Source organism: Micromonospora peucetia, from assembly GCF_900091625.1.
Taxonomy (GTDB): domain Bacteria; phylum Actinomycetota; class Actinomycetes; order Mycobacteriales; family Micromonosporaceae; genus Micromonospora; species Micromonospora peucetia.
On sequence record NZ_FMIC01000002.1, the window covers coordinates 2,129,551 to 2,148,598 of the forward strand.

Genomic DNA, 19,048 nt, shown 5'->3' on the forward strand with positions numbered 1-19,048 from the left:
AGGAGCGACACATGTGGACCTACCGACCGTGACCGATCCCGTGCAGCTAACCCACGTGGATCCGGCGGGCGCGGCCCGCATGGTCGACGTCTCCGCCAAGGCGGTCACCGGCCGCCTGGCCGTCGCCGCCGGCCGGCTCCGCACCACGCCCGAGGTCGTCGAGCTGCTGCGCCGCGACGGGCTGCCCAAGGGCGATGCGCTGGCGGTCGGCCGGCTCGCCGGCATCATGGGCGCGAAGCGCACCCCCGACCTGATCCCGCTCTGCCATCCCATCGCCCTGCACGGCGTCACGGTCGACCTGACGCTCACCGACGACACCGTCGAGATCACCGCCACCGCGAAGACGGCGGACCGCACCGGCGTGGAGATGGAGGCGCTGACCGCGGTGGCCGTCGCCGGTCTGGCGCTGGTCGACATGGTCAAGGCGGTCGACCCGGCGGCCAGCGTCGACGCGGTCCGGGTGCTGCGCAAGGAGGGCGGCAAGACCGGCCGGTGGGTCCGCCCGCAGGACCGGCCGTGATCCGGGCGCGGGTGGTGGTGGCCTCCAACCGGGCGGCGGCCGGCGTGTACGCGGACACCAGCGGGCCCCTGCTCGTGGCCGGCCTGCGCGACCTCGGCTGCGAGGTGGACGGGCCGGTGCTGGTACCCGACGGCGAGCCGGTGGGCGAGGCGCTGCGGGCCGCCCTGGCCGACGGGATCGACGTCGTGCTGACCAGCGGCGGCACGGGGATCAATCCCTCCGACCGCACCCCCGAGGTGACCCGGGAGCTGCTCGACCACGAGATTCCGGGCATCGCCGAGGCGATCCGGGCGTACAGCCGCGACAGGGTTCCCGCCGCCGCGCTCTCCCGTGGGCTCGCCGGCGTCGTCGGCCGGATGCTGGTGGTCAACCTGCCCGGGTCGGCCGGCGGGGCCAGGGACGGTCTCGCCGTGCTCGGGCCGATCCTCACCCACGCCGTCGACCAGCTACGCGGCGGCGACCACTGACCGTCCCGGTCGCATGGACGGCCGACCGGTCACGGCGGGGGCCGTGACCGGTCGGTGGGCGCGGAACCGCTGAACCTCGCCACCGTAGTGGCGCACGGTTAGGCTCGGCCGGTGAGCACGGAAACCGCACCAGCCGCCGAGCCGGTCACCGCGCCTCCGCCGGCCGGCTGGGAAGAGGCCCGGTCCCGGGTGTACGCGGTCGGCCTGGCCGCCGCGTTGCCCGCCGTCAGCCGGCCGCTCGCCGAGATCGACGGGCACACCCTCGCCGAGCCGCTGACCACCCGTACGGACCTGCCCGCCTTTCCCACCTCCAGCGTCGACGGCTGGGCGGTGCGTGGCGCCGGGCCGTGGCGACAGGTCGGGCGGGTGCTGGCGGGCAGCACCCCCGCCCCGCTGGCCGACGACGGGACGACCGTCGAGATCGCCACCGGCGCGATGGTGCCGGAGGGCTGCACGGCGGTGCTGCGGGTGGAGAAGTCCCGCCGTACGCCGGAGGGACTGGTCGACGGCACGCCGCGGCCGGCGCCGGAGTGGCGCGAGCCGGGCGAGGAGGCGTACGCCGGGGAGGAACTGGTCCCCGCCGGCACGCCGGTGGACCCGGCGATGATCGGCCTGGCCGCCTCCTGCGGGCACGACAGCCTGCTGGTGCGGCGGCAGCCCCGCGCCGCGCTGCTGGTCTTCGGCGACGAGCTGTTGACCGCCGGCCCGCCCGGTGCCGGCCGGGTGCGCGACGCGCTCGGGCCGGCGGTGCCGGCATGGTTGCGCCGGTACGGCTGCCTGGTCCACCCGTCGGACGTGGTGGGACCGGTGGCGGACACGCTCGGAGCGCACGTGGCGGCGCTGCGCGCCGCGCTGACCACCGCCGACCTCGTGTGCACCACCGGCGGCACGATGCACGGGCCCGTCGACCACCTGCATCCCACGCTGGAGGCGCTCGGCGCCGACTACGTGGTCAACACGGTGGCGGTGCGGCCCGGTTTCCCGATGCTGCTGGCCCGGCTGACCGATGCCGACGGCCGGGTCCGGTTCGTCGCCGGGCTGCCAGGCAACCCGCAGTCCGCCATCGTCGCCCTGGTTTCGCTGGTCGCCCCGCTGCTGGCGGGCCTGGCGGGCCGCGCGATGCCGGTGCTGCCACACGCCACGCTCGCCGAGCCGGTGCACGGCCGGGGAGAGTTCACCCACCTGGCACTGGTCCGGTTGGACCGGACCGCCGGCACCGCGCACCCGGTCCGGCACGTCGGCTCGGCGATGCTGCGCGGGCTGGCCGGCGCCGACGGGTTCGCCGTCATCCGCCCCAACACCTCCGGCGAGCCGGGGGACCGGGTGCCGGTCGTACCGCTGCCGCTGCTGCCCGGGGAGCGGGCGTGGTGACCACTCCGCCCACGACGTTCGGCGAGGTCACCGACCGGCCGCTCGACCTCGCCGCACACGAGGCGGCGGTCGCGGACCGCCGGGCCGGCGCGGTGGTCACGTTCCAGGGGGTGGTCCGCGACCACGACCACGGCCGCGCGGTGACCAGCCTGGAGTACGAGGGCCACCCGAGCGCCGAGCGGGTACTGCGCGAGGTGGCGGCTGAGATCGCCGCCGACCCGGACGTGTACGCGGTCGCGGTGTCGCACCGGGTCGGCCCGCTCGCCATCGGCGACGTGGCCCTGGTCGCGGCCGTCAGCACCGCGCACCGGGCCGCCGCGTTCGCGGCCTGCGCCCGGCTGGTCGACGAGGCCAAGGCGCGACTGCCGATCTGGAAGCGGCAGGTCTTCGCCGACGGCACCGAGGAGTGGGTGAACTGCCCCTGAGGGACGGTCCATCCGTCAGCGGCGGACGCTCGGCGCGGCCTGGCGGCCGAACCGTTCGGCGTAGAAGGCCGGCTCGGCGCCGGGGCGCCACGGCAGCGCGGCGACCAGCAGGATCAGGGCCAGCGCCAGCGAGTTCTCCATGAGGGCGCCGAAGAGGCCGTCCTGGTAGTGCGACACCTCGGGGAGTTGGTGCTCGTACGGCCAGATCGGGGAGATCAGGAAGAGCAGGTAGAGCCCGATCGCGGCAGCGCCGTGCCGGAGCCCGGTCAGCGTCGGGTACCAGATCGGCGGGCGCAGCCCGGTCACCCCCGGCGGCCCGCCGTACGTGCCCTGACCGGCCCGCTGGACCAACCCGCGGCTGGCGTCCCGGCGGCGTACGGCGGCGTCGGCCAGCACGATGATCGCCGGGATCACCCAGATCAGGTGGTGCGTCCAGGAGATCGGGCTGATCACGTTGGCGGTGAGGCCGACCAGGGTGAACGCGGTCAGCTCGTCGCCGTCGGCGCGGGCGTTGACGGCTCGGGAGAGGCCGACCGCCAGCATCAGCACCGAGAACGCCAGCCAGAGCAGGCCGGGCGTCTCGATCGAGTCGTACAGCCGGGCCAGCAGCCCGGCCAGCGACTGGTTGGGCGTCATGTCGGCGGCCCCGACCCGTTCGGTCTGCCAGAGCACGCCGCCGAAGTAGGCCCGGGACTCGGTGCCGACGATCCCGAAGGAACCGACGGTCACGGCGATCACCGTGCCGATCGCGGTGGCCGCGGCACGCCACTGCCGCGTGATCACCAGGTACGCGATGAACAGCGCCGGGGTCAGCTTGACCGCGGTGGCCAGGCCGATGCCCACGCCGGCCCAGGCGCCGCTGTAGACGAACCGCAGCAGCGGACCGTCGGACGGGGCGATGTGGGTGCCCCGGCGGGACCGCCAGCGCAGGCCGATCAGGTCGGCCATGATCAGTGCGAAGAGGAGCAGGTTCACCTGGCCGTAGCCGAGGGATTCCCGGGCCGGTTCGATGGCGACCGCCAGCGGCGTCGCGATGCCCACGGTGAACCAGAGCGGCCAGCCGAGCCGGTCGACGATCGGGCGGAGCAGCCCGGCCAGCACGACGGCCAGGGCGGCGATACTGGCGAGCGCGTTGACCATCCCGGCCAACTCGACCGGCAGGTACGCCATCGGCAGCATCACCAGGCCGCCGAACGGTGGGTAGGTGAAACCCAGGGTGGTGCCGGGTGCGATGAACTCGTAGAGCTCGTGACCGCTCGCCCACCATGCCACCGCGCCGTGGTAGATCTTCATGTCGAAGAAGTTGTACGGCCGCCCGAAAGCGCCGATGGCGAGCCATGCGGCATAGGCGACGGCGGCCACGATGCCAGCCCGTACGACTGTCTTACGATCGATCCCACGCGTTACGCGACGGACTGGGGCGAGGCGGTCCACCCGTCTTCCGACGGTCGCCGGCATGGCGTGGCCACCCCCGTACCAAGGTCGTCCTACCCGTCCAGGTCCTGCACGGAGCCTAGAACGGCGCCTCACGTTAATGCCTCCCGCGTTATGCGACCGTGTCCGATCCCACACATGTTTTTGACATTTCCACCGCGTTAACGCCTGTCGGGTGGTTCAGGTGATTCGCGGCGTTGGCGTGTGAAGGGTCGACCGAGGGGAGGTATAGACGCAGGTCAGCCGGGCAGTCGGCGGGCCGTCGCTGCCGATCGTACGGCGATCCGGGCCTCTCTGCGGGCAGTACGGACGGCTCGCTGTACGGAACGTCGGGAGTGTCCGATCCGGTGACCGGTCCGCCACCGCAGCCCCGGCCTGCCGCCGGTGTCGGCGGCGGCGAGCAGCAGCCCGCCGAGGAGGCCGAGGTTCTTCAGGAAGTGGATCTGGTTGTTCTTCCGCGTCGCCGGATCGTCGTTGTTCCAGAAGGGATGACCGGCGAGGGTCGTCGGGACCAGCGTGCCGGCGAGGACCAGCGCCGCCGGCCGGGCGAACCGGCCGGTGGCGAGCATCAGCCCGGCCCCGACCTGCACCGCCCCGTTGACCCGGATCAGCGTCTCGGTGTCCGTGGGGATGCGGGGGTGGGTCTTCTCCAGCAGCGGGGTCACCCGGTCCGTCACGGGCTTCGCGGCGGGGACCAGCCGCCCGGGGTTCTGGAAGTTCTGGAACCCGCTGACCACGAAGATGCCGCTCAACATGGCGCGGGCGAGGGAACGCACGGGTTTCATGGATCAGTCATACCCCGTCGCCGGTCCGGCTACCCCCGCAACCGCCGATCCGGATCGGTCGTCGTGGACGTCGCGCCACGCCGATCCGAGCGACCGTCGCTGATGGACCGCCTGTGACGGGTAACGTGCCCCGCGTGACGACGCTGCGGCTGCGACCCGAGGACCCGGCCGACACCGGCGCGGTCCGGCGGGTGCTGGCCGCCGCGTTCGCCCGACCGGACGTGTCCACGCCGCCCGAGGTGGGGCTGGTCGAGGAGTTGCGCGACAGCGACGCCTGGCTGCCGATGCTGGCGATGGTCGCCGAGTACGGCGGCGAGGTCGTCGGCTACGCCCTGCTCACCCGGGTCCGGGTGAAGTCCGACGACCACACCGCGCCGGCGCTGGCGCTCGGCCCGGTGGCGGTGGCGCCGCACCGGCGGCGGATCGGGCTCGGCGCGGCGGTCGTGCAGGCCGCCATCGAGGCGGCCACCGAGCTGGGCGAGCGGCTGGTGGTGGTGCTCGGCGACCCGGTCTACTACCACCGGTTCGGCTTCGGCCGGGCCGACCGGATGGGCCTGACCAGCCCCTGGTCGGGCCTCGGCGACCCCTGGCAGGCGCTGGTGCTGCCGCCGGCCACGAGCGGCGAAGGTCCGCCGCCACGCGGCGAGGTGCTCTTCCCGCCGCCCTGGTCCAAGGTCTGACGCCCGCGCCGCACCGGGCTCGGGGGTCCGCGCCGGGCTGATCGCCGCGGCGCCGGTCGCGTCCCGTCGAGGGCCGCTCAGGCCGGTTGGGTACGCAGGTAGCGGCCGAAGTGCGGGACGGTGAAGGCGACCGTGCCGCGCTCACCGGAGTAGATCAGGCCCTTCTTGATCAGCGCGTCCCGGGCCGGGGAGAGGCTGGCCGGCTTGCGTTCCAGGGCACGGGCGATCTCCGCGGTCGGTACGGCGGCGTCCATGTCGTCCCGACCACCGCCGTCGATCTCGCCCTCCACCAGGGACAACGTGGCCATGGCCCGCATGTACTCGCGTTCCGCCGGGGTGGCCCGTTCGAAGCGGGAGCCGAAGAAGCCGACCGCCAGCTCGGCCTCGGCCTCGGGCGCGGCGACCCGTACGTCGGCGGTGGTGATCGGCGAGCGGGGCGCGTGGTCCCAGGTCGCCTTCCCGTACGCCTGGACGAAGTAGGGGTAGCCGCCGGACTTCTCGTAGAGCAGGTCCAGCGCCTTCGGCTCGTACTCCACCTCCTCGCGCTCGGCCGGCGCGCAGAGCGCCTGGTCGGCGGCGATCCGGTCGAGCCGGTCGATGCGTTGGTAGCGGAAGAGCCGTTCGGAGTACGACTTGGCCGCGCTGAGTACGGCCGGCAGGTGCGGCAGCCCGGCGCCGACCACGATCAGCGGCGCGCCGAGCTGGGACAGCTCGTGGCAGGCGGCACAGAGCGCGGAGACATCCTCCGGACCGAGGTCCTGCATCTCGTCGATGAAGATCGCGATGCCGGTGCCGACGTCGGCGGCCACCGCCGCGGCGTCGGTGAGCAGCTCGACCAGGTCGATCTCGATGTCGCCGGAGTCGGCTCGGCCCGTCGCGGCGGGCACGTCGATGCCGGGCTGCCACCGGTCGCGCAGCTTCGGGGCGGCGTTGCCGCGGCCGGTCGGCGCGGTCCGCTGGGCGAACGCCCTGAGCACGCCGAGGAAGGCGTCGATCCGGTCGGGTGCGCGGTGCCGGGGCGCGAGCTCCCGGACAGCCATGTGCAGCGCGGCGCCGATCGGGCGGCGCAGTGACTGGTCCGGCCGGGCCTCGATCTTGCCGCTGCCCCAGAGGTGGTTGATCGCCTGGGAACGGAGGGTGTTGAGCAGCACCGTCTTGCCGACCCCGCGCAACCCGGTGAGCATCAGGCTGCGTTCCGGCCGGCCTCGGGCGATGCGCTCCAGCACGACGTCGAAGACGTCCAGCTCACGCCCCCGTCCGGCGAGCTCGGGGGGACGCTGGCCGGCGCCCGGGGCGTACGGGTTGCGGACCGGATCCACGCATCGCACAGTATCGGCCCGTCTAGCTGCGGGACTAGACATCCGTAGACGGGGCAACCGGCGTGTCGGGCCCACGGAATCGCGTCGAGACAAAACTAGGGCTGTCTAGCATCCACGCTAGACAGCCCTAGTTTTGGCAATCGGCTTCGGCGATCAGCGCTTCTTCAGGCAGAGCACGTAGTCGAGGAAGTCCAGCGAGTTGTCGTGCACGTAGTTCGCGGTCGACTGCGGGGCCCGGGTCTTGCACCGGTCGCCGTCGGTCGAGGCGGGAATCCGCAGCAGCACCTCGTACGTGTTGGGGCCGCAGGGCACCTTCCGCAGCTCGGCGTCGGCGGCCGTGCCGTCGTTGACGACGCAGTCGCCCTTGGCGAACTCCCTCCTGCTGGGGCTCGGCTTGGTGGGGCTTGGCTTGGCGGAGGTCGGTGCCGCGCTGGGCTCCTCCGACGGCCTGCTCGACGGCCGGCCCGTCGGGTCGACGGGCGCGCTCTGCGTCGGAGACGCGATCGGGTCGTCGTCCTCGCCGGCCTGCCAGAACGCCCAGCCGGCCAAGCCGAGGCACGGGCAGAGCAGGAGCACCACCACCAGGCCGATGACCAGTGCGACCTTGCCGCCGCTCTTCTTCGCCGGTGGCGCGACCGGCGGCATTCCGTACCCGCCGGGCACCGGCGGCGGAGCGCCCCACTGGTTACCGGGCGTCGGCGCGGGTGCCGGTCCGACCGGCGGATACGGTCCGGCCGGTGGGTAGCCCCCCTGATCGAAAGGCGGCTGAACCCCGGGCGGTGGCGGATAACCGGCCCCCGAGGTGGGCGGCGGGTAGCCCGCCCCGGAGGTTGGCGGTGGGTAGCCCGCCCCGGAGGTTGGCGGTGGGTAGCCGGACCCGGAGGCCGGTGGCGGTGGGTAGCCGGGGTCCGAGTTCGGCGGCTGCTGGGGCTGGTTCCACATCGGGTCCGGCTGGCCCCACTGCGGGGCGGCCGGCGGCTCGCCTCCGGGTTGGGGCTGGCCCCACTGCGGCTCACCGCCGGGCTGCTGCTGGCCCCACTGCGGGGCGGGCGGCGGCTGCCCCCACTCCGGCAGCGTCGGGTCGATGGGTGGCGGGCCGCCCGGGGTGCCGGGCGGGCGCTGGTAGGGGTCGTCCGGCTGCCCGGGTGATCCGTAGGTCGTCATCTCTTCCTCAGGGGTGCGGTGGCTCAGCGCTGCTTCAGGCAGAGCACGAAGTCGAGGGTGTCCAACTCGCTGTCGAAGAAATACCAGTTGGTGTAGCCGTCCACCTCGGCGCACTTGGTCGCGGCGTCCTTCTCGCCGCTGGTCGCCCCGTCGATCCGGCGCAGCACCTCGTACGTCTGCGGGGCGCAGTCGCTGATCAGCAGCTTGGGCTTGCCATCGGTTGGCCCGTCGTTGCGGACACACTGGCCGGCCTTGACGAAGCGCGGGTCGGTGGAGGACTCGGGGGCGGGTGTGCTGGGCGCAGCGGCCGTCGCGCTCGCCGTCGCGTCCGGCGGCGCGGTCTTCGCCACGGGCGCGGGCTCACTCGCCGTGGCGACGGGTGTCTCCTCATTCTGACCGAGCAGGTAGAGCACCGCAGCCCCGCCGACCAGGACCAGCAACGCCACCGTGGCCAGCACCGCGACGACGGGGGCAGCTCGCCGGCGCCGCTGCGGCGGGTCCTCCCAGCCGCCCCGCTGCGGCGGGTCCTCCCAGCCGCCCCGCTGCGGCGGGTCCTCCCAGCCGCCCCGCTGCGGCGGGTCCTCCCAGCCGCCCCGCCCGGCCGACGGATCGTACGGCTCATCGGGGCGCCGCCCGTGCCACGGATCCGGGTCCCCGTGACCCGGTGCTCCGTAGTTCGCCATGCACGCCTCCCGCGCGAGTGGTGAGAGGCCGGCCACCAACGAGGGACGCCGACGCCCAGGCCACCGTAGCGTGTCCACCGATGAGCCCACCTCCACCGAGTGCACCGCCGCCCGCCGCCGCCGGTATCCGGCCCGGCCCGGGTGCCGGGACCGGTCGGGCGGCTGCCGCCGCACCCGCCCTGCTCTGGACCGCCCTGCTGCTGGTCTATGTGCTCTGGGGCTCCACCTACCTGGGCATCCGGATCGTCGTGGAGTCGATGCCACCGCTCGGCTCGGCGGCTGCCCGGTTCGCCGCCGCCGGTCTGGTGCTGGCGATCGTGCTGCGGGTGCGGCGGGGCCCGGGGGCGCTACGGGTCGACCGACGACAGCTCGGCTCGGCCGCGCTGGTCGGGGTGCTCCTGCTGGCCTGCGGCAACGGGCTGGTGGTGCTCGCCGAGTCCGGTCCGGTGGGGGTCGCGGTGCCGTCCGGGATCGCCGCGCTGCTGGTGGCCACCGTTCCGCTGCTGGTGGTGCTGCTGCGTACGGTCACCGGGGACCGACCCCGGTCCTGGACGCTGGCCGGGGTGACGCTGGGCTTCGTCGGCCTGGTGCTGCTGGTGCTGCCGACCGGTGGGGCGGACACCGTGCCGCTGACCGGGGCGCTGACCGTCGTCGCGGCAGCCACCTGCTGGTCGATCGGCTCCTTCCTGTCCGGACGGATCCGGATGCCCGCCGACCCGTTCGTCGCCACCGTCTACGAGATGCTCGCCGGGGCGACGGCGCTCGCCGTCCTCGCGGTGGGCCGTGGCGAGCTGCGCGGCTTCGATCTGGGCACGGTGACCACCCGGTCGTGGCTCGCGCTCGCGTACCTGATGGTGGCCGGCTCGCTGGTCGCCTTCACCGCGTACGTCTGGCTGCTGCACCACGCCCCGATCTCGCTGGCCTCCACGTACGCCTACGTCAACCCGGTCGTCGCGGTGGCGCTCGGCGCCTTGTTCGCCGCCGAGCCGGTCACCACAGGGGTGCTGTTCGGCGGCGCGGTCATCGTCGCCGGGGTGGCTCTCGTGGTGAGCACCGAGAGACCGCGACGTGCCGCCGGGGGGACCGCGCCGGAGCCGTCCCGCCGGTAGCGTCCGTCCCGTGTCGACGGGGCTGCTGACATGCGTGGCGCTGCTCGGTGCCCTGGCCGGCCTCGCCGCGCCCCGAGCCGCCCGGCACTTCGTCGCCCCGGTCCCGCCAGCCGCGCCGTATGCGAGTGGCGCGCCGCACGTGCCAGCCGCGCCGGTCCGGCGGTACGCGCCGGTCGGGCGGTACGCGCCTGGCGCGCCGCACCTGCCAGCCGAGCCGCACGCGCCTGGCATGCCGCAGGTGTCGGTCGGGCGGCAGGTGTCGGTCGCCATGGCGGGTGCGGTCGTGTTTTCCGGGCTCGCGATGGGCCTGGGGGCCGATCCCGTTCTGCCGGTCTTCCTCGTGCTGGCGGCCGTCGGGCTGGTGCTCGCCCTGGTAGACCTGGCCTGCCTGCGGTTGCCCGACCCGCTGGTCGGCACCGCCGCGCTGGTCGTCGCCGTGGGACTGACCGGCGCGGCGCTGACGTCCGGGAGCCACGGGCGGCTGCTCGGCGCGGTGGCGGGGCGGCGCTCTGCTTCGGCTGCCACGTGGTGCTGGCGTTGCTGCCCGGCTCCCGGCTGGGCTTCGGTGACGTCAAGCTCGCCGCCGTCCTGGGCCTGCCGCTCGGCTGGCTGGGCGGGTCGCCCCTGCTGTTCGGGCTGTTCCTGCCGCACCTGCTTCACGGTGTGGTGGTGCTTGCCCTGCTGGTCGCGGGCAGGATTCGCCGCAGCACCCCGCTCCCGCTGGGCCCGGCCCTGCTCGCCGGCGCCTGGCTCGCCACCCTGACCCCCTGACCAACCGCCCCGCGCGCATCACCCTGCGCGCATCACCCTGCGCGCACCGCCCTGTGCCCAGGGCCCCGCGTGCACCGGCCCACTGCACCGGCCCACGTGCACCGCCCGCGCCCGCGTCCTTCCGCGCCTTTGCCTCCGCGATCTTGTACTTTATGCCCGGACAATAGGCGTATTTAGCACATCTCGTGGGCGGAAACTGCAAGATCGCGGGGTGCGGGGTGCGGGGCGCGGGGCGCGGGGTGCGGGGTGCGGGGTGCGGCGCGGGTACGGGGCGCGCGGGGCGACCAGGGCATGCGGGGCGGGGGCGGTGGAGGGAGGGTCAGATGAGGCGGAGTTGGCGGTCCCGGGGGCGGCGGGGTTCGGCCTCGCCGAAGCGTTCGAAGAGGCCCGGGTCGATGGCGTTGAGGAACGGCGACGGGGCGCAGTCACGTTCCGTGCCGTGCCGGCTGCGGCGGGCGGCATGGGTCACGTACAGGCGGTCCTGGGCCCGGGTCAGCCCGACGAAGAAGAGCCGCCGCTCCTCGGCGATCGCGTCCTCGTCGGGTGTGCTGCCGGGCCAGCGCAGCGGGAGCAGCCCGTCCTCGGCGCCGATCAGGAAGACCACCGGGAACTCCAGCCCCTTGGCGGCGTGCAGGGTGAGCAGGGTGACCGCCTCGGCGCGTGGGTCGAGCGCGTCCACCTCCGCCCCGGTGGCGAGCTGGGACAACAACAGTGGCAGGTCGTCGCCGCAGCGGCGGGCCAGCGGGGTGAGCAGGTCGACGGCCGACCGGACGTCCTCCGGGCGTACCGCGTTGGCACCGTCCAGCGTCGGCACGGCGAAGCGGTCCGCCAGCACCTGCCCGGCCAGCCGGACCCGGGCGGCCAGCGAACCGTCGAGCCCGTCGGCGTGGCGCAGCTCGCGGGCGATGGCGGACACCCCGGGCCGGTCCCGTAGCCGGTCGTGCGAGCGCTTCTGCACCGGGATGTTCGCCCGGGCAAGCGCGTCCACGATCGGTGCGGCCTGCGCGTCGGTGCGGTAGAGCACGGCGATGTCGGAGAAGGACAGGGTGGTCGACCGGCCGTCGATCCGTCCCGAGTCAAGGGACCGGTGGGAGAGCCCGCCGACGAGTTCGTCGACTGTGCGTACGACGAAATCGGCCTCGTCGGAGACGGAGGCCGCCGGGTAGCGACCCACCAGCGGGGCCTCCGGGTCGAGCCGGGCCGGGTCGAGCCGGCGGCCCCGGACCAGCGACGACGGCGCGATGGCCTGCACGGCGGCGGCCAGGATGGGCGCCGACGATCGGTAGTTGCGGTTCAGTCGGACCAGCCGGGCGTCGGTGAAGTCCTGCGAGAAGCGCAGGAAGTAGCCGACGTCGGCACCCCGGAAGGAGTAGATCGCCTGGTCCGGGTCGCCGATCGCGCAGAGGTTGCCGTCGGCGGGGCTGAGCAGGCGCAGCAGGTCGTACTGCACCTCGTCGACGTCCTGGTACTCGTCGACGAAGATCCACCGCCAGCGCTCCCGGTACCGCTGCACCAGCTTCTTGTCGGCCTTGAGCAGTGCGACCGGCAGGGTCAGCAGCTCGTCCAGGTCGACCAGGTCCTGCTTGCGTAGCAGCGCCGCGTAGCTGGCCTCGTCGGTGCCGGCCTCGGCGCGGGCCTCAGCCCGCTGGGCGTCGTCGGCGATCCGGAAGTCCGCCGGCAGGCCGACGGCGTCGGCGTTCTCCCGGAGGATGGTCAGCCCCAGCGAGTGGAAGGTGCCGACGGTGACGTCCTCGGCGACCGGCCCGAGCAGGCCGTCGAGTCGGTGCCGCAGTTCCTCGGCGGCCCGCCTGGTGAATGTGATCGCCAGGCACTGCTCCGGGAAGACGTTCAGCTCGGCGCAGAGGTAGGCGATCCGGTGGGTCAGCGTCCGGGTCTTGCCGGTGCCCGGCCCGGCGACGATGAGCAGCGGCCCGCCCGGTGCGGAGGCGGCCACCCGCTGCATGGCGTCCAGCCGGTCCAGCAGGCCGGTGCCGACCTCCTCCATCCCGGCGAGCATCGGCTCGAACGGCTCGTGCGGGGAGGGCGTCGGTGCGATCGGGGGCGGCGGCGCGGGCGGCGCGGCCTTGCGTTTCGGCTCGGCCCTGGCCGCCGCCGGGCGCTTGGCCCGGGGATTCGGCGCCGGCTCCGCGGGGGTGCGCTGCGCCGGCACGGGTACGTCGAAGAGCGTCTCCTGCGCCGTGCCGGTGCGCACGCCCAGCTCGGCCGGGTCGAAGAGGGTGATGACGCCGTACTCGCCGTCGTAGCCGGGGACCCGCCGCACGTCGCCCCGGCGCAGCCGGCCGATGCCCTCGGCGAGCAGTTCCCCGCCGACCCGGTCAATCTCGTCGAGCGGGGTGGTGGTGAGGATCTCCAGCTCCGGGCCGAGCGCGGCGACCAGCTCGTTGAGCTTCCCCTCGACCTTCTTGGACCGGGCGCCCACCTTGTTGAGCTCGCCGAGGACCTCGGCCAGCGGCACGAGGTGGGTCACGTCGCGGGCGTGTGCGGGGCGGTGCCCCGACGACCGGTCGGCCAGTTCCTCGATCCGGCTGAGCACGCCGACGGTCAGCGGCTTGCCGCACTCCGGGCAGCGGCCACCGGCGGCCCGGGTCTGCTCGGGCGACCAGTTGACCCCGCAGAGCCGGTGCCCGTCCGCGTGGTACTTGCCCTCCTCGGGGAAGAACTCGATGGTCCCGGCGAGCCCGTCACCGGTACGCAGGGCGTCCCGGATGGCGAAGTAGTCCCGGGCGGTGTTGAAGACGGTGGCCTCCCGGGCCAGCGCCGGTGGCGAGTGCGCGTCCGAGTTCGACACCAGCCGGTAGCCGTCCAGGCTGCCGACCCGCCAGTTCATCTCCGGGTCGGAGGAGAGGCCGGTCTCCACGGCGAAGATGTGCTCGGCGAGGTCGGCGTAACAGTCGGCGATCGCGTCGAAGCCCGACTTGGAGCCCAGCGCGGAGAACCACGGGGTCCAGATGTGCGCCGGCACGAGGTAGCCGTCGGCGCTGGCTTCCAGGGTGATCTCCAGCAGGTCCCGGGAGTCCAGGCCGAGGATCGGCCGGCCGTCGGAGCCGAGGTTGCCGATCCGCCCGAGGGCGGTGTTGAACCGGGCCACCGCGTCCAGGTCGGGCAGGTAGATCAGGTGGTGCACCTTGCGGGTGCGGTCGTCCCGCTTGTAGATCGTGGAGATCTCCACGCTGAGCATGAACCGGACCGGTTCCGTCTCCGCCTCGCTCGCCAGCCGGGGCGGCAGCCTGCGGGCGATGTCCTGTTCCGCCTCCGGGCTGAGCCGGTGCAGGCCGGGTTCGGCCGGGTGCAGGGTCTCGCGGAGGTGGTCGTACCAGGCGGGGTGGGTGAAGTCGCCGGTGCCGAGCACCCCGACGCCCTTGCGCCGCGCCCACCACCCGAGGTTGGGCAGGGTCAGGTCGCGGCTGCACGCGCGTGAGTATTTCGAGTGGATGTGCAGATCCGCGACGAACGGCGCAGGGCCGCCAAGGGGTGCGGGACTGAACGGAGGCACGCCGCATCCTGTCACGCCCGCGCCAATACCCACCCGTCGCCACGCACACCCGTGACCTGAGCATCCGGTGCTGGACAACGCCGCCGCCGGGCGCTATGGGTCAGCGGGAGCGGAGCTCCACCAGGGTGATCTGGGGTTCGGCGCCGACGCGGACCGGCGGGCCCCAGAAGCCGGCGCCGTTGGTGACGTACACCTTGGTGCCGTCGACCTCGCCGAGGCCGGAGACCACCGGCTGCTCAAGCTTGACCAGCAGGTTGAACGGGACCATCTGGCCGCCGTGGGTGTGCCCGGAGAGCTGGAGGTCGACGCCGAACTTCGCCGCCTCCACCGCGGCGACCGGCTGGTGGGCGAGCAGCACCACGGGGCGGTTCGGGTCGCGGTCGCCGAGCGCCGCCGCGTAGTCCGCCGGGGCGGCCAGCCCGCTGCCGGCGGCGCTGACGTCGTTCACCCCGGCCAGGTCGAGTACGCCGCCCCGGGCCCGGATCTCCGTGCGCTCGTTCTGCATGACGCGCAGGCCGAGCCGGTCCAGCTCCTGGACCCACTCCTCGACGCCGGAGTAGTACTCGTGGTTGCCGGTGACGAAGTAGCTGCCGTGCCGGGAGCGCAGGTTCCGCAGCGGCTCGGCCGCCTCGCCCAACTCGGCGACCGAGCCGTCGACCAGGTCGCCGACGACCGCGACGATGTCGGCGTCCAGGCGGTTGATCGCGGCGACGATCCGCTCGGTGTGCGCCCGTCCGCGCAGCGGACCGAGGTGGATGTCGGAGACGGTGGCGATGCGCAGGCCGTCCATGCTCCGGGGAAGCTTGGCCAGCGGGATCTGCACCCGGTCGAGCTGCGGCGGGCCGAGGGCGGTGCGGATGCCGTACCCGGTGAGGCCGGTGGCGGTGAGGCCGGCGAAGATCGCCGTCCCACGGGCGAGCAGCAGCCGGCGGGCCGGGTCGTGGTCGGGCTGCGCGACGGCGTCGGCGGCTGGCGGGTCGGCCGGGCCCGACGCGCCGACCATGGCGGGCTCGGCCGCGGTGGCGGGCTCCGCGGCGCCGACCATGGCGGGCTCGGGGGCGGCGGCGGTGGGCTCCGCTGCGGCGACCCGGCGACGTAGCACGAGCTTCGTCACCGCCATCGGCACTTCCAGCGCCACGAGCAGGACCAGCAGGTAGAACATGACGGCGAGCCAGAGGTAGCCCGGCCACGCGAGCCAGTAGAGGCCCGCCTGCGTGCCGGCCATGGTCGCCGGTACGAGCAGCGCGAGCACCAGGGCGGTGATCCCGCCGATCCGCCGCCAGCGCCCCGGGGCGGTGGTGTCCCGCACCAGGCGCTTCCACAGGTAGAGGTGGATCAGGCCGGTGATGAGCGCCATGGTGGCGACGAACGCCAGTGCCGCCAGCATGTGTGCGCCTCTCCTCAGCCGCCCGCGAAGGGCGGCAGGACGTCGATCGTGGCCCCGGCAGGTAGCGGTGCCCGCCGATCATGACAGGTCACGCCGTCGACCAGGAAACTCGCCACCTTCAGGACGGCGGCGAGCCGCTCACCGTGCCGTTCGGTCAGCTCCACGACGAGTTCGTCGAGGCGGCGGCCGGCGGATGCGGTCTCCTCGGTCCGGCCGGCGGCGGCCCGCGCCCCGGCGAAGTAGCGGACGGTCAGCGGCGGTTGCTCGGCGCGGGGCGGGGGTGTCGGTGCTGTCACGGGTCAGCCTCCGATCGCGGACATCGGCCGGGCAGGCTGGAGGAAGGCCGGGTCGTCGATGCCGTGCCCGGCCCGCTTGCCCCACATCGCGGCCCGCCAGCGCCGGGCCAGCTCGTCGTCGTCCGCCCCGGCCCGCAGGGCGCCGCGCAGGTCGGACTCCTCGGTGGCGAAGAGGCAGGCGCGGACCTGCCCGTCGGCGGTGAGCCGGGTGCGGTCGCAGTCGCCGCAGAACGGCCGGGTGACGCTGGCGATCACACCGACCCGGGCGGGGCCGCCGCCGACCAGCCAGGTCTCGGCCGGGGCCGCGCCGCGTTCCACCGGGTCGGGGGTCAGGTCGAACTCGCCACGCAGGGAGGCCAGGATCGCGTCGGCGGTGACCATGGTGTCGCGGTCCCAGCCGTGCTGGGCGTCCAGTGGCATCTGCTCGATGAACCGCAGCTCGTAGCCGTGGGCGAGGGCGAAGCGGAGCAGCTCCGGCGCCTCGTCGTCGTTGACGCCACGCATCAGCACAGTGTTGACCTTGACGGGGGTGAGCCCGGCGGCGGCGGCCCCGGCCAGCCCGGCCAGCACGTCCGCCAGGCGTGGGCGCCGGGTGAGCCGGATGAACCGCTCCGGATCCAGGGTGTCCAGCGAGACGTTCACCCGGTCCAGCCCGGCGGCGCGCAGCGCGGGGGCGAGCCGGTCCAGTCCGATGCCGTTGGTGGTCAGCGAGATCCGGGGACGCGGCTCCAGCGCCGCCACGGCGGCCACGATGCCGGCCAGACCGGGCCGGATCAGCGGCTCCCCGCCGGTGAACCGCACCTCGGTCACGCCGAGCAGGCGTACCGCGACGCCGATCAGCCGGACGATCTCGTCGTCGCCGAGCAGTTGCGGGCCGGCCAGCCAGGGCAGACCCTCGGCCGGCATGCAGTAGGTGCAGCGCAGGTTGCACTTGTCGGTCAGCGAAACGCGCAGATCCCGGGCGACGCGGCCGTACCGGTCGGCGAGGACGCTGTCAGTCGGCGTGGCGGCGGTCACCCATCGACGGTAGCGCGCCCGAGCCCGTCCAGGGCCGACCGGGCGAGGCGGCCGACCGCATCGCGGTACGCCCCGCCGAACAGAGCGGTGTGCACGAGCATCAGGTGCAGTTGGTGCAGCGGCACCCGCTCCCGCCACCCGTCGGCCAGCGGCCACTCCTGCGCGTAGGCGGCGAGGATCCGGTCGAGGTGCGGCGCGCCGCCGAAGAGCGCCAGTTGCGCCAGGTCGGTCTCGCGGTGCCCGCCGTGCGCCGCCGGGTCGACCAGCCAGACCCGGTTGTCCGCGCCCCAGAGCAGGTTGCCCGGCCAGAGGTCGCCGTGGATCCGGGCCGGTGGCTCGTCCCCGCCGAACTCGCCGATCCGTTCCACGACCTCCTCGACCAGCCCGGCCTCGGCTCCGGTGAGCGCGCCGTCGTCGACCGACATCCGGAGGTACGGTGCGAGCCGGGTCCGCGCGAACCAACCCGACCAGGGGCCGTGGTAGGCCGTGTTGTCCGCCGGCAGCGCCCCGATGAAACCGGCCCACCCGGCGCCGAAGGCCAGCGCCCCGGCCCGGTGCAGCCCGGCCAACTCCCGGCCGAACCGCTCGGCCGCCTCGGGCGTCGGCTCGCCGGGGTCGACCCACTCCAGCGCGAGCAGCTCGGGCAGCGCCACGACCACCTCCGGTACGGCGACCGTCCCGGCCTCGCGGAGCCAGCGCAGCCCAGCCGCCTCGGCGGCGAAGAAGCCCTCGGGCACGGGTCTACCGGCGGTCTCCGGCCAGGTCTTGGTGAAGACCGAGTGCCCGTCGTCCAGCGTCAGCCGGGACGCGGCGCAGATGTCCCCGCCGGAGACCGGTGTCTCCCGGATCCGCTGGTGGGTCAGGAAGGTCGGCAGGTGCTCCGGGTGCGCCCGCAGGTACGCCAGATCCATGACGGCAAGGTAGCCCCCGCCCGCCGAACCGACGCCGTCGGATCGAGAATCGGCGTGAGCTGGGGGAATACTGTCCGTGTTTGTGGATAAGCCGCGTGTCATCCACAGGGGTCGCCGGTCGGTTCGTTCCCGTCGCAGGCTGCCAGGCATGACCCCGACCGATCGCCCCCGGCTCGCCGTCCGTTCCCCCGCCGACCTCATCGCCGCCGTGCCCTACCTGCTCGGCTTCCACCCGACCGACAGCGTCGTCGTGGTGGCGATGCGGGACCGCCGGATCACCTTCGCCGCCCGTGCCGACCTGCCCGACCTCGCCGACCCGCACGACCCCGCCGGCCACCTGGCGGGCGTCGTCGCCCGGCAGCACGCCGAGGCCGCCACGGTGCTGGGCTACGGCCCGGCAGCCCTGGTCACCCCGGCGGTCGACGCCGTACGCGCCGCGCTGGCCGCCGCCGGGCTCTCCGTCCTCGACGCCCTCCGCGTGACCGAGGGCCGCTACTGGTCGTACGTCTGCACGGAGCCGGAGTGCTGCCCGCCCGACGGCAGGCCCTACGACGTCGCGGCCAGCGAGGTCAGCGCGGCGGCCGTCTTCGCCGGTCAGGTGGCCCTGCCCGACCGGGCCGCCCTGGTCGCGCAGGTCGCCCCGGTGACCGGTCCGGCCCGCTCGGCCGTACGCCGGGCCACCGCCCGCGCCGAGCGGCGCCTGGCGGACCTGCTCGACCAGGCGTCCGCGTCGGATCCGTGCGGCGAGCGGGCGCTGTGTGCGGCCGGGGCGGCGGCGGTACGCACCGCGCTGCGCCGGCACCGGCGGGAGCAGCGGCTCACCGACGGCGAGGTGGCCTGGCTGAGCGTGCTGCTGACCCGGGAGCCGGTCCGTGACCACGCCTGGGCGCGCACCGACGGTCGGGACGCGGACGTCGCGCTCTGGACAGACGTGCTGCGCCGGGCCGAGCCGGAACTGACCGCCGCTCCGGCCGCGCTGCTGGCGTTCGCGGCGTGGCGGGCGGGACAGGGGGCACTGGCTGCGGTGGCGCTGGAACGGGCCTTGGCCGAGCATCCCGGCCACTCGCTGGCGCTGCTCCTCGACGACCTGCTGCGCCGCGGCGTGCCACCGTCCGAGCTGGATGGCTGGCCGGCAGGGGGAACGCCCGGAGTACTACGCCGCAGGCGGGCCCGGCGTGGCCTCCGCTGACCTGGC

General features: G+C 74.3%; 17 protein-coding genes and 1 pseudogene. 8 read left to right on the forward strand and 10 right to left on the reverse strand.

Features of this window, described 5'->3' with window-relative positions; all coding sequences use genetic code 11:
- Positions 1 to 28 precede the first annotated feature (28 nt).
- From moaC to GA0070608_RS09975, 4 genes are all read left to right on the forward strand, one after another.
- On the forward strand, positions 29 to 520 hold the full coding sequence (gene moaC / locus GA0070608_RS09960) for a cyclic pyranopterin monophosphate synthase MoaC (RefSeq protein ID WP_091634753.1): 492 nt from the start codon (positions 29 to 31) through the stop codon (positions 518 to 520).
- On the forward strand, positions 517 to 987 hold the full coding sequence (locus tag GA0070608_RS09965; protein ID WP_091634758.1) for a MogA/MoaB family molybdenum cofactor biosynthesis protein: 471 nt from the start codon (positions 517 to 519) through the stop codon (positions 985 to 987). The genes moaC and GA0070608_RS09965 overlap by 4 nt, the downstream gene beginning before the upstream one ends.
- Positions 988 to 1,098: 111 nt before the next feature.
- Complete coding sequence (locus GA0070608_RS09970) at positions 1,099 to 2,358, forward strand: molybdopterin molybdotransferase MoeA (RefSeq protein ID WP_091625575.1); 1,260 nt, start codon at positions 1,099 to 1,101, stop codon at positions 2,356 to 2,358.
- Positions 2,355 to 2,783, forward strand: a complete 429-nt coding sequence (locus GA0070608_RS09975; protein ID WP_091634761.1) for a molybdenum cofactor biosynthesis protein MoaE — start codon at positions 2,355 to 2,357, stop codon at positions 2,781 to 2,783. Before GA0070608_RS09970 ends, GA0070608_RS09975 begins: the two co-directional genes overlap by 4 nt.
- Positions 2,784 to 2,798: 15 nt before the next feature.
- On the opposite strand, the gene GA0070608_RS09980 is transcribed toward GA0070608_RS09975, so the two are convergent.
- Together GA0070608_RS09980 and GA0070608_RS09985 are read right to left on the reverse strand one after the other, a co-directional pair.
- On the reverse strand, positions 2,799 to 4,241 hold the full coding sequence (locus GA0070608_RS09980; RefSeq protein WP_091625580.1) for a glycosyltransferase 87 family protein: 1,443 nt from the start codon (positions 4,239 to 4,241) through the stop codon (positions 2,799 to 2,801).
- A gap of 215 nt (positions 4,242 to 4,456) precedes the next feature.
- The gene (locus tag GA0070608_RS09985) at positions 4,457 to 5,002 is read right to left on the reverse strand and encodes a DoxX family protein (RefSeq protein ID WP_091625585.1); all 546 of its coding nucleotides are present in this window, start codon (positions 5,000 to 5,002) and stop codon (positions 4,457 to 4,459) included.
- Positions 5,003 to 5,127: 125 nt separating this feature from the next.
- Here GA0070608_RS09985 and GA0070608_RS09990 point away from each other — a divergent pair, with 125 nt between their 5' ends.
- Complete coding sequence (locus GA0070608_RS09990; RefSeq protein WP_091634766.1) at positions 5,128 to 5,682, forward strand: GNAT family N-acetyltransferase; 555 nt, start codon at positions 5,128 to 5,130, stop codon at positions 5,680 to 5,682.
- Positions 5,683 to 5,759: 77 nt separating this feature from the next.
- Here GA0070608_RS09990 and GA0070608_RS09995 read toward each other — a convergent pair whose 3' ends face one another.
- The 3 genes and pseudogenes from GA0070608_RS09995 to GA0070608_RS10005 form a co-directional block, all read right to left on the reverse strand.
- Positions 5,760 to 7,001: an ATP-binding protein gene (locus GA0070608_RS09995; protein WP_091625588.1), complete on the reverse strand. Its 1,242-nt coding sequence runs from the start codon at positions 6,999 to 7,001 to the stop codon at positions 5,760 to 5,762.
- A gap of 153 nt (positions 7,002 to 7,154) precedes the next feature.
- Positions 7,155 to 7,598 carry an LppU/SCO3897 family protein gene (locus tag GA0070608_RS34140; protein WP_091634770.1) on the reverse strand — a complete coding sequence of 148 codons (444 nt, stop codon included), beginning with the start codon at positions 7,596 to 7,598 and terminating at the stop codon, positions 7,155 to 7,157.
- Between the two features lie 590 nt (positions 7,599 to 8,188).
- Positions 8,189 to 8,686 (reverse strand): annotated as a pseudogene (locus GA0070608_RS10005) (LppU/SCO3897 family protein); the annotation flags it as partial.
- A gap of 242 nt (positions 8,687 to 8,928) precedes the next feature.
- Here GA0070608_RS10005 and GA0070608_RS10010 point away from each other — a divergent pair.
- Both GA0070608_RS10010 and GA0070608_RS33380 read left to right on the forward strand, forming a co-directional pair.
- A complete protein-coding gene (locus GA0070608_RS10010) occupies positions 8,929 to 9,957 on the forward strand; it encodes an EamA family transporter (protein ID WP_176733676.1) in 1,029 nt (342 codons plus the stop codon).
- Positions 9,958 to 10,485: 528 nt separating this feature from the next.
- Entirely contained in the window at positions 10,486 to 10,728 is a 243-nt protein-coding gene (locus tag GA0070608_RS33380; RefSeq protein ID WP_245715753.1) for an A24 family peptidase, read from the forward strand.
- A gap of 319 nt (positions 10,729 to 11,047) precedes the next feature.
- Here GA0070608_RS33380 and GA0070608_RS10020 read toward each other — a convergent pair whose 3' ends face one another.
- From GA0070608_RS10020 to GA0070608_RS10040, 5 genes are all read right to left on the reverse strand, one after another.
- Positions 11,048 to 14,242 carry a UvrD-helicase domain-containing protein gene (locus tag GA0070608_RS10020; RefSeq protein WP_091625596.1) on the reverse strand — a complete coding sequence of 1,065 codons (3,195 nt, stop codon included), beginning with the start codon at positions 14,240 to 14,242 and terminating at the stop codon, positions 11,048 to 11,050.
- A gap of 100 nt (positions 14,243 to 14,342) precedes the next feature.
- The gene (locus GA0070608_RS10025; RefSeq protein ID WP_091625600.1) at positions 14,343 to 15,629 is read right to left on the reverse strand and encodes a metallophosphoesterase; all 1,287 of its coding nucleotides are present in this window, start codon (positions 15,627 to 15,629) and stop codon (positions 14,343 to 14,345) included.
- 14 nt (positions 15,630 to 15,643) lie between these two features.
- Positions 15,644 to 15,925: a MoaD/ThiS family protein gene (locus tag GA0070608_RS10030; protein ID WP_091625603.1), complete on the reverse strand. Its 282-nt coding sequence runs from the start codon at positions 15,923 to 15,925 to the stop codon at positions 15,644 to 15,646.
- Between the two features lie 3 nt (positions 15,926 to 15,928).
- Positions 15,929 to 16,942 carry a GTP 3',8-cyclase MoaA gene (gene moaA / locus GA0070608_RS10035; protein WP_091625608.1) on the reverse strand — a complete coding sequence of 338 codons (1,014 nt, stop codon included), beginning with the start codon at positions 16,940 to 16,942 and terminating at the stop codon, positions 15,929 to 15,931.
- Positions 16,939 to 17,853: a fructosamine kinase family protein gene (locus GA0070608_RS10040; RefSeq protein ID WP_091625611.1), complete on the reverse strand. Its 915-nt coding sequence runs from the start codon at positions 17,851 to 17,853 to the stop codon at positions 16,939 to 16,941. The genes moaA and GA0070608_RS10040 overlap by 4 nt, the downstream gene beginning before the upstream one ends.
- Positions 17,854 to 18,001: 148 nt before the next feature.
- Here GA0070608_RS10040 and GA0070608_RS10045 point away from each other — a divergent pair, with 148 nt between their 5' ends.
- A complete protein-coding gene (locus GA0070608_RS10045; protein WP_091625614.1) occupies positions 18,002 to 19,042 on the forward strand; it encodes a DUF4192 domain-containing protein in 1,041 nt (346 codons plus the stop codon).
- The last annotated feature ends 6 nt before the right edge of the window (positions 19,043 to 19,048 follow it).